Here is a 12,444-nt window from a genome sequence, read left to right on the forward strand (position 1 = left end):
CGCGCAGCGACGCGAGCCGCTGTCGCGCCTCGGTGAGCAGCGCGAAAATGTCGACCTGCATGCTGGAGAAGCGGAGCTGCATCTCCTCGGTGATGATCTTTCGCAAGGGGATGATCTCGCGCTGATAGTGGCTGGCGATGTCGTAGCCGGAGCGATAGATCCGGTAAGCATCGCGCGCCTCGGAGCGTACATTCACGGCGCGTTCGGTCAGCCGGTTGAAGGCGAAATTGTAGGTCTCCGCCGCCTGCCGCACCCGCACCTCGCCGCCGTCGAAGATGGGGATCTGAAACTGCACGTCGAAGCCGCGCTCGCGGAACGGCGCGCCTTCCGGATCCCGGGTGCGGCGGGAGATGCCGGCGAGATCGAGCAGTGTCACGAAGCGCGTCGCCTCGGTGAGGTTCAGCGACTTCGCCAGCGCCGTCAGCTCAAGCCGCGCGATCTGCAGGTCGATGCGATGGGCGACCGCGTCGGCTTCAATCGACGGCAAAGCCTGCGGCCGGCGCGGCAGCGGCGGCAGTTGATTGGGCAGCCGGAAGTCGAGGCCGCCGTCCCACAGCCCCATCAGGCGCGCCAGCTTTTCGCGCGCGCTCGTCGCCGTCTGTCGCGCGGTGGCGAGGTCGGCGGTGGTTTCGGCGTAAAACACCTGTTCACGGGCCTGATCGAGCTTGTTGATCGAGCCGGTTTCGCCGAGCTTGACCGCGAGCTGTGCGGTCGATTCCGCCGTCGCCTTCGCATCCGTCAGCAACGCCACCATCTCGTTGCCGCCAACGGCGCGCCAATAGACGCGGCGGACATCGGCGGCAAGCCGCAACGTCGCGAGGCTAGCTCGCAATTGCGCCTGGCGGAAACGGTCGCGGGCGATCTCCGAGCGGAACGGCAGGCTGGCGAGCGCGAGGATGTCGCCGACAATTTGACGTTCGATTTCGCTGGCGCCATTGCCCGAGATCCGCGAGACCGAGAACACGGGGTTGGGCGGCAGGCTCTGCTCGACGAGATCGGTCTCGGCCAGCGCGAGCTCGTTATAGGCGGCTTGAAGCCCCTTGTTGTTGAGCAGTGCGATCTGCACGGCGGTCTCGACGCTGAGTGTTCGGGACAGCAGCTGGCGAACGCGCGCGTCGACCGCGCCGGCTCCCTCGGCCGTTCGCACGAAGGCGACATCCTTGTTGATGGTCTGGCTCGTCAGCTCCGAGACGGCATTCATGCCGCTGTCGGGCGAGAAGGCCGCACAGCCCGACAAGCCGAGCGAGGCAAGAACGAGCAGGCTTGGCGCGAGACGGTGTGTCATGGCGCGCTCCTACCGGTCTTGTTTGGGTTGCGGCGCGACGCTCTCGTTGCGCTCGCGCCAGGGTGCCGGCGTCGCGGGCCGCAGGCTGGTGTAGGGCGCAATCGTCGAACGATAGCCGGCGCGCGCGACCTTGGCCGTGGGATCGGCAGGATCAGCGCCGGCGACTTGTGTCGTTGCCGGCATGCAGCCGGATACCGCCAATGCAGTCGCGGCCAGCAGCGGCCAATTGAATCGAAAGTGTCGTCCCCGCGCCGCGAATGCAGCGGCGGACTTCGCCCCGGAAAGCGTAAGCATGAGTCATCCCTGATCTGTCTGGAGACCACAGGCTCGCGCGCGCGGATGCGCGCTCGGCCTGACGTCGTCGCGTGTCAGATCAGGCGATGGGAGGGCGGTAGTGCAGGGGCGCCGCCGCGCTGTGCAGGCTGGCCACGATCTCGGGCGAGCAGGCGGAAACCGGCTGAAGCGGCTTTGCGACGCTGGGCAGGTCGGCCGGCAACGCGCTCACGCACATCATCGCGCAGCACGGTCCCGCCGTACCCTTGCCGCCGTGATGATGAGGGGCCGGGGGCGCGTCCTGCGCGGCGGCCTGGTGATGCGCATGCGGCCCGGCGTGGTCATGCGAGGCGCCGTCATGCGTGTGGCCGGCCTGCATCTGGTGATGCACCGGCACGCGGTCGGCGACAAGCGCATCGTCGAGGCACGGTGCTGGAGCGCTACCCCAGGCGAGGCTTGCGGCCGGCGCGAGCACGCAGAACAGATAGGCGAGGGCAATGAAGCGCCCCACCTTGATCCGCATCGATCGTGTCAATCGCAGCAACATTCCGCCGACATGCTCTCCGCGCCGCCATGTTGCATGCGCTCATTTGCAAAATAATGGCAAAACGCGCGTTCGCCAAGCTCCATCTTACCGCAGTGCACCGTGCATGCCCAATATCGCGCCACAATGGTTGACCCTGTGGTGATCCGCGGGCCATGGTCCCGCCCGTGCACGCGCCAAATCAATCAGGACAAACACCCGAAGCATTCACCCCTGATTCGCGTCAGGCCTGGGTGCGCCTCGTCATTGCGCTTCTGATCGGCTCGATCGGCGGCGTCGGCATGTGGGCGATCGTCGTCATGATTCCTGCGGTGCAGGCCGAATTCTCCGCGACGCGCGGTGCGGTGTCGCTGGCTTTCACCCTGATGATGTTCGGCTTCGGGCTTGGCGGCGTCATCGCCGGCAGGATCACCGACCGGTTCGGCATCGTGGCGGCGATGGCGATCAGCATCGCCTTCCTCGGGGTCGCCAATGTGCTGGCGGGTCTGTCCACCCAGCTCTGGCAGTTCGTGGCGGCGTATTTCCTGATCGGGCTCGGCACCTCCGCGACCTTCGCGCCGCTGATGGCGGAGGCCTCGCACTGGTTCGAGCGCTATCGCGGCCTGGCCGTGACCATCGTCGCGAGCGGCAATTATGTCGCCGGCACGATGTGGCCGCCGCTCGTGAGCACGGGCATGCAGACGATCGGCTGGCGCTTCACTCATATCGGCATCGGCCTCGTCTGCGTCAGCCTGATGACCATCCTGGTGCTGGTCCTGCGCGCGCAGATGGGCCACGACAAGGTCAACGATCATGCCAATGCAGCGCCGCCGCGGGTCGACCTCAAGCTCTCGACCAACACGCTGACGGTGCTGCTCTCGATCGCCAGCATTTCCTGTTGCGTCGCCATGGCAATGCCGCAAGTGCATATCGTCGCCTATTGCGGCGATCTCGGATATGGCGTGGCGCGCGGCGCCGAGATGCTGTCGCTGATGATGGCCTGCGGCATCGTCAGCCGGATCGGCTCGGGCTATCTCGCCGACAAGATCGGCGGCATCCCGACGCTTCTGATCGGTGCGCTGGCGCAGGGCTTCGCGCTCGTATTCTACCTGTTCTTTGACAGCCTGACCTCGCTCTATCTGATCTCCGCGATGTTCGGCCTGTTCCAGGGCGGCATCGTGCCGAGCTATGCCATCATCGTGCGCGAGGCGATGCCTGCAAGCGAGGCCGCAACCCGAGTCGGCATCGTGATCTTCGCGTCCGTGTTCGGCATGTCGTTCGGCGGCTGGGTCTCGGGCGTCATCTTCGACGCCACGGGCTCCTACGCAGCGGCGTTCACCAACGGCGTGGCGTGGAACGCACTCAATATCGGCATCGTGTTGACGCTGCTGATCCGCTCGCGGATGAATGCCGTCAGGACCGGCCCGGGTTTTGCGACCTAGACTGCCTGTCCCGCCTTCAGCAGCGAACAACCCGTGATCTTGTAGCTGCCGTCCGCCTGCTGCTCGAGCGTGTAGAGCGCTTCCCAGGCTTCGCCATTGGCATCGATGATATGGACGTGCTGGGCAATGCGGCTGCCCTCGCTCTTGCTGTCGCCAAATTCAAAGCTCTTGTGCCGATAGACCGACGGGTAGCCGTTTTGCACCATGGACATGAAGATGTCGGGCGCGGGGAAGATCTCCCGGATCGCCGGCGCGGCGTAGGAATAGGCCGCGCGCGCGTCGTCGCGGCCGAATGCCTGCTCCTGGGCGCGGATGATATCCTGTGCCGTCGCGACATCGTCGGCGCGTGCGGAGATGGGACCGAAGGCGACACTAAGAAAGGCCAGCAAGGCGGCGATGCGCATGACAGGCTCCGCGTTGAAATCCCGGCGCCGCCGATCCTAGCACATCTCGCCGGCTATCGGTTCCGCTTTGCAGCCGGCTTCGCGGGTTTTGCGGCCGCGCGGACCTTAGCCTTCACGACAGGCTGCACCCGCAAGCCGTCGACGAACACGTCGAGCATCCGCAGCACCGAGGATTGCCAGCCGGGCTGGTCGTGCATGTAGCACATGCCGAAGAACGCGCGCAGCAAGTCCTCGGGACTTATGTCTGCGCGCATCGCGCCGGCCGCGGCTGCGCGATCGAGCAGCGAGCCGATCGCCTTGGTCAGGCGCTCAAAGGAAAAGGCATGCAACTCCGACCCGCTCTGCACCGCCAGTGCCAAGGCTGCGACCATGCCCTTCTTGGTGGCAACGAACTCGACGCCTGAGTGCAGCCAGCGCCTGAGCGCATCGACCGGGTCCCCGTTCTTCAACTGCTCGGCGAGCTCGCTGAGCTGTTCGACCTCGCGCCGGTACACCGCCTCGAACAAATCCTCGCGCGTCGGGAAATGCCGATAGAGCGTGCCGATGCCGACGCCGGCACGTTTTGCCACCGCCTCCAGGCTCGCCTCGGGACCACCCGCGTTGAACACGGCCTTTGCCGCCTCAAGCACGCGCTCGCGATTGCGCACGGCATCGGCGCGGGGCTTCCGGGTCTGGTCGGTGGTGTGGTCGTCCATCCACGCAATGTAGATCACGAATTGGTTAGATTGAACCCTTACGGGGCTGCATCGCGTTGATGCGCACGGGCTTTTGACGAATTCCAAATATTTCCCGCCGGCCCTTGTTAAGCGGAGGCTGCCTCCGTATCTTCGCTGAAGTCGTTGCCGATGTTCGGAGCGCATGTCGACGGCGGCCACGGCGGTGGCGCGCTGCGCGATCACTCATGTCCATATCTGATCGGAGCCTTATATGAACCACTCCATCAGCCTCACCGTGAACGGTGCGCGGCGCGACTTCGTCCTCGACGATCCGCGCGTCACGCTGCTCGATCTCCTGCGTGAGCGCCTCCATCTGACCGGAACCAAGAAGGGATGCGACCGCGGCCAATGCGGCGCCTGCACCATTCTCGTCGACGGCAAGCGCATCAACTCCTGCCTCGCGCTCGCGATCAGTCATGACGGCGCCGACATCCTCACAATCGAAGGCATCGCGCGCGGCGACCAACTTCACCCCGTGCAGGCCGCCTTCATCGCCCATGACGGATTTCAGTGCGGCTTCTGCACGCCCGGCCAGATCATGAGCGCGATCGGCATGATGAGCGAGGCGCAGGCCGGCAACGATCCCGAGCGCATTCGCGAATGCATGAGCGGCAATCTGTGCCGCTGCGGCGCCTATGCCGGCATCGTCGATGCCGTGCTCGACGCGCAGGCCCGCATGGACGAATCCAACCAGAGGCGCTCCGCATGAAGCAGTTTGATTACGTCAGGCCGGCCACGGTCGCCGAGGCCGTCGCCGCCGCCGCGCAGCCGGGCGCCGCCTATCTCGCAGCCGGCACTAATCTGCTCGATCTGATGAAGGGCGGCGTCAGCCGTCCGGATCGTCTGGTTGACGTCACCCATCTCGACGGCCTCGATCGGATCGAGCGTCTCGCCGACGGTGGTATGCGTATCGGCGCACTGGTGAGCAACGCCGATCTTGCGCATGACGCCGACTTCGCAAAGTCCTATCCGGCCGTCGCCGAAGCGCTGCTCTCCGGCGCATCGGCGCAATTGCGCAATGCCGCGACCGTCGGCGGCAATTTGCTGCAACGGACCCGCTGCGCGTATTTCTATGACACCGCCAGCCGCTGCAACAAGCGCGAGGCCGGCAGCGGTTGCGACGCGCGTGACGGCGAGAACCGCACCCACGCCGTGCTCGGCTGGAGCGAAAACTGCATCGCAACGCACCCATCCGACTTCTGCGTACCCTTGGTCGCGCTTGACGCCATCGTCGAGATCGAAGGCAGGAGCGGGCGGCGCGAGATCGCGCTCGACGAACTTCATCGCTTGCCCGGAGATACGCCCGAGCGTGAATCGGCGCTTGAACCGGGGGATCTGATCGTGGCGGTGCGTCTGCCGCCCGCTGCGCGGGGCTTTGCCGCGCATGTGCGCTATCTCAAGGTCCGCGATCGAACGTCCTACGCGTTTGCTGTCGTCTCGGCTGCGGCCGCGCTGCGGATCGAGAACGGCAAGATCGCGGAGGCGCGGCTTGCGCTCGGCGGTGTCGCCGCAAAGCCCTGGCGCGCCCGCGCTGGGGAGGACGTGCTCAGAAACGTCGCGCCCACGGTGGACGCTTTCCAGGAAGCCGCCTCGCGCGCGCTCGCCGACGCAAAACCGTCCGGCGACAACGCCTTCAAGATCGAGCTCGCGCGCCGCATCATCGTGCGCGCGCTGAGCCTCGCTGCCGCCGGTACGCCCGTGCGCATCCCCGCGCTGCCGGCCTCTCCCGTTGCCTCGACGTCCGGAGCCATTCATGCCCGAACTTAATCTCACCAGCGCGCCCGCTCATCTGCGTCACGGCTCGAACATCGGCCAGCCGTTGACCCGCCGCGACGGGGTCCTCAAGGTCAAGGGCCAGGCGACCTATGCCGCCGACAATCATCCGCCCGGCATGCTGTTTGGGGTAATGGCCGTCGCCAGCATTTCGCGCGGCCGCGTGACCTCGCTCGATGTCAGCGCTGCCAAGCGCCACCCCGGCGTCGTCGATGTCATGACGTCAGACCACAAGCCTGAGCTCGCGATCGACCCCGAGATCAAGACCAATCCATTCGTATTCCGGATGGAGGTCCTGCAAAGCAACGAGGTCCGCTACGCCAACCAGCCGATCGCGGTCGTGATTGCCGAAACGCTCGAGGCGGCCACGGAAGGCGCCGCGCTGCTGGCGCCGCGCTACGAGACGCTGCCTGCGCTCATTGGGCTCGATGCGGGTGAAAGCTTCGTGCCGCCGGTCGTCGGCGTCGGCAACCCCACGGAAAATCATCGCGGCGATGTGGAGGCGGGACTTGCGTCGGCCGAGAAGCGTATCGACGCGGTCTACGAAACGCAGCCGCAGTATCACAATGCAATGGAGCCGCATGCGATCGTGGCTGCCTGGGATGGCGACAATCTGCAGATCGACATGCCGACGCAGGGTCTCATGCTGTCGCTGGCGCGTGTTGCCGAATTGTTCGGCATCGCGCACGACAAGATCCACATCCGCAGCCCGTTCCTCGGCGGCGGGTTTGGCTCGAAGGGACTCATGGCCGGCCCGCCGGTCCTCGGCATCATGGCGGCAAAGCTCGTCGGCAAACCGGTCAAGCTGGTGCTGCGCCGTGAGCAGATGTACGGCCCGGTCGGCCATCGCGCGCCGACGCGGCAGCGGCTGCGCATCGGCACCGATGGCGAGGGGCGCCTGACAGCGCTGGATCACCACGCGCGCACCGTGTCGAGCACGTTCGACGATTTCTACGAGCCCGCGGCCGATGCCTCGCACACGCTCTATGCGGCACCTGCGATCCGCACCTCGCATAATGCCGTGCGCGTCAACACGGGTACGCCTTTGTTCATGCGCGCGCCCGGCGAGGCGACCGGCTCGATCGCTCTGGAAAGCGCGATCGACGAGATGGCCTGGGCCTGCGGCCTCGATCCGCTCGCCTTTCGTCTGAAGAACTATGCCGAGGTCGAGCCCATCACCGGCAAACCGTTCTCGTCCAAGGCATTGCGCGCCTGCTACGAGCAGGGCGCGGCCCGCTTCGGCTGGTCGAAGCGACCGCTCCAGCCGCGGCAGATGCGCGACGATAATGGTCTTCTGGTCGGCTGGGGCATGGGTACCGCGACGTTCCCGGCGCTGATGTTCCAGGCCGAGGCCCGTGCGGTGCTTCGCCGCGACGGCTCCGGTGCCATGGAAATCGGCGCGCATGACATGGGGCAGGGCGCCTGGACGGCGCTTGCGCAGATTGCGGCCGACGAACTCGGGCTTGATATCGACCGCGTCGAGTTCAAGGCGGGGACGTCCGACCTGCCCGATGCCGGCATTGCCGGCGGCTCCGCCCACACGGCAACCGCGGGTGCCGCGATCCACAGCGCAGGCGCGGCCGTGATTGCGAAACTCGCCGATCTCGCCACCAGCGATGAGCGCTCGCCGCTGTTCGGCGCCGGCAACGCCGGCGTGATCGCGCGCGATGGCAGGTTGATCCGGCGCGACGACGAGAGCCGCGGCGAAAGCTATTCCGAAATTCTGGCGCGCGCCGGCGTCGCCGAGGTCGAGGCGCGTGGCACCGGCGCGCCGAATCCGGCGGCGATGGAGGAGTATGCGATGCACGCCCATGGCGCGGTGTTCGCGGAGGTGAAGGTCGATCCCGAACTCGGCCAGGTCCGCGTCACCCGCATGGTCGGCGCTTTCGCCGCGGGACGGATCGTCAACCCGCGCATGGTGCAGAGCCAGCTGTTCGGTGGCATGATCTGGGGCCTGTCCTTCGCCTTGCACGAGGAAGCCATCACCGACCGCCGCACCGGCCGGATCATGAACGCCAATCTCGGCGAGTACCATATCCCGGTGAATGCCGACGTGCCGCCGCTCGACGTGATCACGGTCGATGAGCACGATCCGCACGTGAACGCGCTCGGCATCAAGGGTGTCGGCGAGATCGGCATCACCGGCAGTGCAGGGGCAGTCGCTAACGCCGTCTGGCATGCGACGGGCGTGCGTGTCCGCCGCTTCCCGATCCGGATCGAGGAGTTGCTGACGTAGCCTTCAAGCAGCGGCGGGCGGGCCCGTCCCTCCCCGCCTGCTAGTGCAGCTTCTTGCGAAGAGCCTTGAGCGCCTCTCGCTGCGACTCGATGTAATTCGCGATGGTCTTGCGCAGCTCCTCCGAATGGAGCTTGTCGCTGTCGCGCTGCACTTCATCGAGTGCGGCCTCTGCATTTGCGACCGTGATCTTCATAGCGAGCCCTGTTACGAAGCGGCTCCGGAAAGCGGAGGCTGCTTGGCTATGGCTCGAAACATATAGAGGATCAGGCTGCGGAAATTGAGATGGCTCAACCTCCGTAAGATACCGGTGGCTCCGTAGGATTGCGGACAACTTCAAAACGTCGGCGGTGTGCAGGCCGAGATCACCTCGCACGGCTTGCCGCCGACGCAGCGGAAGCGATGCGGACGCCGGCTCTCGAAGTAGTAGGCATCCCCGGGATTGAGAATGCGGCGCTCGTCCTCGACGGTGACTTCGAGCTTCCCTGAAATCACGATGCCGCCTTCCTCGCCGTCATGGACGAGGTGAACGCGCCCGGTGTCGCTGCCGGGCTCATAGCGCTCCTTCAGGATCTGCAAGCTGCGACCGAACAGATTGTCGCCGACTTGCCGATAGGAGATCGGCTTCTTGCCGACCTCGGTCAGCTCTTCGCCGCGGTAGAAGATCTTGCGCCGGCTCTCCGGCTCCAGCGCGAAGAATTCGGCGAGCCCCATCGGAATGCCGTCGAGGATGCGCTTGAGTGCCCCCACCGACGGATTCATCTGGTTGGATTCGATCAGCGAAATCGTCGAATTGGTGACGCCGGCGCGTTTGGCGAGTTCGCGCTGCGAGAGCTTCTGGCGCGCCCGGATGAATCGCAGCCGTCCACCGATATCGACGCTCATGTCCCTGGCCCGTGTTGCAAGTGTTGCGGATCGCGCAAATATGGACCGGCGGGCCTAGTCAAATCAATGGCTTGCAGATCATCAGAAAAGGACTTGTTGCGCTTTTCAAGCCGTGCCTCTGCTAGCAAGTCAGCAAAGGAGCGTGGCCCGTGACCCTTCATCAGATTCCGAACACCATCAAGACCGACTCGTTCTGGATGCCGTTCACGGCCAACCGGCAGTTCAAGAAGGCGCCCCGCCTGTTCTCCTCGGCCGAAGGCATGCACTACACCACTGTCGACGGCCGCAAGGTGATCGACGCCTCCGCGGGCCTCTGGTGCGTCAATGCCGGCCACGGCCGCAAGCAGATCGCCGCCGCCGTCGAGCGCCAACTGATGACGCTGGATTTCGCACCGTCGTTCCAGATGGGCCATCCGCTCGCATTCGACTTCGCCGAGCGTCTGGCCGAGATCGCGCCGAAGGGCCTCGATCGCATCTTCTTCACCAATTCCGGCTCCGAGTCGGTCGACACCGCGCTGAAGATCGCGCTCGCCTATCATCGCGCCAACGGCCAGGCGAGCCGCACCCGCCTGATCGGCCGCGAGCGCGGCTATCACGGCGTCGGATTCGGCGGCACCTCGGTCGGCGGCATGGTCGCCAACCGCCGCGCCTTCGCCACCCTGCTGCCGGGCGTCGACCACATCCGCCACACCCATGATCTCACCCGCAACGCCTTCGCCAAGGATCAGCCCGAGCATGGCGCCGAGCTCGCCGATGATCTCGAGCGGCTGGTGGCCCTGCACGGCGCCGAGACCATTGCTGCCGTCATCGTCGAGCCGGTGCCGGGCTCGACTGCGGTGTTGCCGCCGCCAAAGGGCTATCTCCAGCGCCTGCGCGAGATCTGCGACAAGCACGGCATCCTCCTGATCTTCGACGAGGTCATCACCGGCTTCGGCCGGCTCGGGACGCCCTTCGCCGCCAACTTCTTCGGCGTCACGCCCGATATGATGACAACGGCCAAGGGCATCACCAACGGCACCATTCCCTGCGGCGCCGTGTTCGCAAGCCGCAAGGTTCACGACGGCCTGATGGTCGGCCCGGAGAACGCGATGGAGCTGTTCCACGGCTATACCTATTCGGCGCATCCGGTCGCCTGCGCCGCGGGCATCGCCACGCTCGACATCTACAAGGACGAAGGCCTGCTGACGCGCGGTGCGTCGATCTCCGAATACTGGCGCGATGCGCTGCATTCGCTGAAGGGCCTGCCCAATGTCGTCGATATCCGCAATTGCGGCCTGATGGGCGCGGTCGAGTTGTCGCCGCGTGACGGTACGGTTGGCGTGCGTGGCTACGACGTCATGGTCGACTGCTTCAATCGCGGGCTGTACTTCCGCATGAGCGGCGATAGCTTTGCGCTGTCGCCTCCGCTCATCGTCGAGAAGAGCCACATCGACGATATCGTGTCGATCCTCGGCGATGCCATCAAGCGGGTGGCCTGATAATTGCTCTCGCCGTTGCGGAGTTCCCTCTTGCAGCGGCGAGCGTGATGCCGCGGGAGTTTGACCAAGCGTGAAAGTTCTGATCCTCGGCAGCGGTGTCATCGGTGTCACCTCTGCCTACTACCTCGCGCGTGCCGGCCACGAGGTGACGGTCGTCGACCGTCAGCCCGAACCGGCGCTCGAGACCTCCTTTGCCAATGCCGGCGAGGTGTCGCCCGGCTATTCCTCGCCCTGGGCCGGTCCCGGCGTACCGGTGAAGGCGGTCAAATGGCTGCTGATGAAGCACGGCCCGCTGGTGATCCGGCCGAAGCTCGATCCCGTGATGTGGGTCTGGCTGCTCAAGATGCTGCGCAATTGCACCAGCGAACGCTACGCGATCAACAAGAGCCGGATGATCCCGATCGCGGAATATAGTCGCGATTGCCTGCGCGACCTGCGCCGCGACATCGGCATTCAATATGACGAGCGCTCGCAGGGCACGCTGCAGCTATTCCGCTACCAATCGCAGCTCGACGGCACCGGTGAGGACATCGCCGTGCTCAAGCAATACGGTGTGCCGTTCGAGGTGCTCAGCCGTGAGGGCTGCATCGCGGCCGAGCCGGCGCTGGCGGGCGTGAAGGAGAAGTTCGCGGGCGGACTGCGTTTGCCGCAGGACGAGACCGGCGACTGCCACATGTTCACGCAGGCGCTGGCCAAGCATGCCGAAGCGCTCGGCGTGCGCTTCATGTTCAACACCAGCATCGACCGCATCGTCACCGACGGCGGGCGCGTCAGCGGCGTCGTGACCAGCGCCGGTATGTTGCAGAACGACGCTTACGTGCTCGCGCTCGGAAGCTGGTCGTCGCGGCTGGTCGCGCCGCTCGATATTTCGCTGCCGGTCTATCCCGTGAAGGGCTATTCAATCACGGTGCCGATCAAGGACGCTTCCGGCGCGCCGGAATCGACCGTGATGGACGAGAGCTACAAGGTCGCCATCACGCGCCTCGGCAATCGCATCCGCGTCGGCGGCACCGCCGAAATCTCGGGCTTCTCGAGCCAGCTCTACGAGGCGCGGCGCGCCACGCTCGATCACTCGCTGACCGATCTGTTTCCGCGCGGCGGCGATCTCTCCAAGGCAACGTTCTGGAGCGGTCTGCGCCCGATGACGCCCGACGGCCCGCCCGTGATCGGCCCGACGCAATACGCCAACCTTCACCTCAACACCGGCCACGGCACGCTCGGCTGGACCATGTCCTGCGGCTCCGGCCGCGTGCTCGCCGACATGCTGTCGGGCAAGAAGCCGGACATTGATGTGAGTGCGCTGACGGTGGATCGGTACAAGTACCGGTTTGGCTAAGACTCTATCCTCCCGTCATTGCGAGGAGCTCTCGCGACGAAGCAATCCAGAGTGTCTCCGCGGTGAGAACCTGGATTGCTTCGCTTCGCTCGCAAT

The 12,444-nt window shown here is 65.6% G+C and carries 13 protein-coding genes; 6 read left to right on the plus strand and 7 right to left on the minus strand.

The features are described from left to right. The 3 genes from IVB47_RS34730 to IVB47_RS34740 all read right to left on the minus strand — a co-directional run. On the minus strand, positions 1–1,285 hold a 1,285-nt coding region (locus tag IVB47_RS34730), incomplete at its 3' end, for a TolC family protein (RefSeq protein ID WP_247468400.1). Between the two features lie 9 nt (positions 1,286–1,294). Then, positions 1,295–1,579 (minus strand): hypothetical protein, encoded by a 285-nt coding sequence (locus IVB47_RS34735; protein ID WP_247468403.1) that lies wholly within the window; start codon positions 1,577–1,579, stop codon positions 1,295–1,297. A 79-nt stretch (positions 1,580–1,658) separates the two neighbouring features. Then, the gene (locus IVB47_RS34740; protein ID WP_245287812.1) at positions 1,659–2,081 is read right to left on the minus strand and encodes a hypothetical protein; all 423 of its coding nucleotides are present in this window, start codon (positions 2,079–2,081) and stop codon (positions 1,659–1,661) included. 176 nt (positions 2,082–2,257) lie between these two features. On the opposite strand from IVB47_RS34740, the gene IVB47_RS34745 reads away from it, so the two are divergent. After that, on the plus strand, positions 2,258–3,523 hold the full coding sequence (locus IVB47_RS34745) for an MFS transporter (protein WP_027568191.1): 1,266 nt from the start codon (positions 2,258–2,260) through the stop codon (positions 3,521–3,523). On the opposite strand, the gene IVB47_RS34750 is transcribed toward IVB47_RS34745, so the two are convergent. Beyond that, positions 3,520–3,927 (minus strand): DUF4864 domain-containing protein, encoded by a 408-nt coding sequence (locus tag IVB47_RS34750; RefSeq protein ID WP_247468406.1) that lies wholly within the window; start codon positions 3,925–3,927, stop codon positions 3,520–3,522. The two genes, IVB47_RS34745 and IVB47_RS34750, sit on opposite strands and share 4 nt — an antisense overlap. A gap of 53 nt (positions 3,928–3,980) precedes the next feature. Beyond that, entirely contained in the window at positions 3,981–4,622 is a 642-nt protein-coding gene (locus tag IVB47_RS34755; RefSeq protein ID WP_247357266.1) for a TetR/AcrR family transcriptional regulator, read from the minus strand. A gap of 232 nt (positions 4,623–4,854) precedes the next feature. On the opposite strand from IVB47_RS34755, the gene IVB47_RS34760 reads away from it, so the two are divergent. The 3 genes from IVB47_RS34760 to IVB47_RS34770 are packed head-to-tail and all read left to right on the plus strand — an operon-like array spanning position 4,855 to position 8,652. Further along, entirely contained in the window at positions 4,855–5,352 is a 498-nt protein-coding gene (locus tag IVB47_RS34760) for a (2Fe-2S)-binding protein (protein WP_247468409.1), read from the plus strand. Beyond that, the gene (locus IVB47_RS34765) at positions 5,349–6,410 is read left to right on the plus strand and encodes a xanthine dehydrogenase family protein subunit M (protein ID WP_247468412.1); all 1,062 of its coding nucleotides are present in this window, start codon (positions 5,349–5,351) and stop codon (positions 6,408–6,410) included. Before IVB47_RS34760 ends, IVB47_RS34765 begins: the two co-directional genes overlap by 4 nt. Then, entirely contained in the window at positions 6,397–8,652 is a 2,256-nt protein-coding gene (locus IVB47_RS34770; protein WP_247468415.1) for a xanthine dehydrogenase family protein molybdopterin-binding subunit, read from the plus strand. Before IVB47_RS34765 ends, IVB47_RS34770 begins: the two co-directional genes overlap by 14 nt. A gap of 40 nt (positions 8,653–8,692) precedes the next feature. Here the strand turns inward: IVB47_RS34770 and IVB47_RS34775 are convergent, their stop codons facing one another. Both IVB47_RS34775 and IVB47_RS34780 read right to left on the minus strand, forming a co-directional pair. Next, positions 8,693–8,845: an Atg1 family protein gene (locus IVB47_RS34775; RefSeq protein WP_247468419.1), complete on the minus strand. Its 153-nt coding sequence runs from the start codon at positions 8,843–8,845 to the stop codon at positions 8,693–8,695. A gap of 140 nt (positions 8,846–8,985) precedes the next feature. Next, positions 8,986–9,534 (minus strand): cupin domain-containing protein, encoded by a 549-nt coding sequence (locus tag IVB47_RS34780; protein WP_007606338.1) that lies wholly within the window; start codon positions 9,532–9,534, stop codon positions 8,986–8,988. Between the two features lie 149 nt (positions 9,535–9,683). Here IVB47_RS34780 and IVB47_RS34785 point away from each other — a divergent pair, with 149 nt between their 5' ends. Both IVB47_RS34785 and IVB47_RS34790 read left to right on the plus strand, forming a co-directional pair. Then, positions 9,684–11,012, plus strand: coding sequence for an aspartate aminotransferase family protein (locus tag IVB47_RS34785; protein ID WP_007600575.1), 1,329 nt, complete (start codon positions 9,684–9,686; stop codon positions 11,010–11,012). A gap of 70 nt (positions 11,013–11,082) precedes the next feature. Further along, on the plus strand, positions 11,083–12,348 hold the full coding sequence (locus IVB47_RS34790; protein WP_247468424.1) for a D-amino acid dehydrogenase: 1,266 nt from the start codon (positions 11,083–11,085) through the stop codon (positions 12,346–12,348). The last annotated feature ends 96 nt before the right edge of the window (positions 12,349–12,444 follow it).

Source organism: Bradyrhizobium sp. 62, assembly GCF_023073035.1.
Classification (GTDB): Bacteria; Pseudomonadota; Alphaproteobacteria; order Rhizobiales; family Xanthobacteraceae; genus Bradyrhizobium.

Coding starts and splice junctions, on each gene's coding strand:
- IVB47_RS34735 (WP_247468403.1), bottom strand. CDS start 1,579: ATGCTTACGCTTTCCGGGGCGAAGTCCGCCGCTGCATTCGCGGCGCGG.
- IVB47_RS34740 (WP_245287812.1), bottom strand. CDS start 2,081: ATGCGGATCAAGGTGGGGCGCTTCATTGCCCTCGCCTATCTGTTCTGC.
- IVB47_RS34745 (WP_027568191.1), top strand. CDS start 2,258: ATGGTCCCGCCCGTGCACGCGCCAAATCAATCAGGACAAACACCCGAA.
- IVB47_RS34750 (WP_247468406.1), bottom strand. CDS start 3,927: ATGCGCATCGCCGCCTTGCTGGCCTTTCTTAGTGTCGCCTTCGGTCCC.
- IVB47_RS34755 (WP_247357266.1), bottom strand. CDS start 4,622: ATGGACGACCACACCACCGACCAGACCCGGAAGCCCCGCGCCGATGCC.
- IVB47_RS34760 (WP_247468409.1), top strand. CDS start 4,855: ATGAACCACTCCATCAGCCTCACCGTGAACGGTGCGCGGCGCGACTTC.
- IVB47_RS34765 (WP_247468412.1), top strand. CDS start 5,349: ATGAAGCAGTTTGATTACGTCAGGCCGGCCACGGTCGCCGAGGCCGTC.
- IVB47_RS34770 (WP_247468415.1), top strand. CDS start 6,397: ATGCCCGAACTTAATCTCACCAGCGCGCCCGCTCATCTGCGTCACGGC.
- IVB47_RS34775 (WP_247468419.1), bottom strand. CDS start 8,845: ATGAAGATCACGGTCGCAAATGCAGAGGCCGCACTCGATGAAGTGCAG.
- IVB47_RS34780 (WP_007606338.1), bottom strand. CDS start 9,534: ATGAGCGTCGATATCGGTGGACGGCTGCGATTCATCCGGGCGCGCCAG.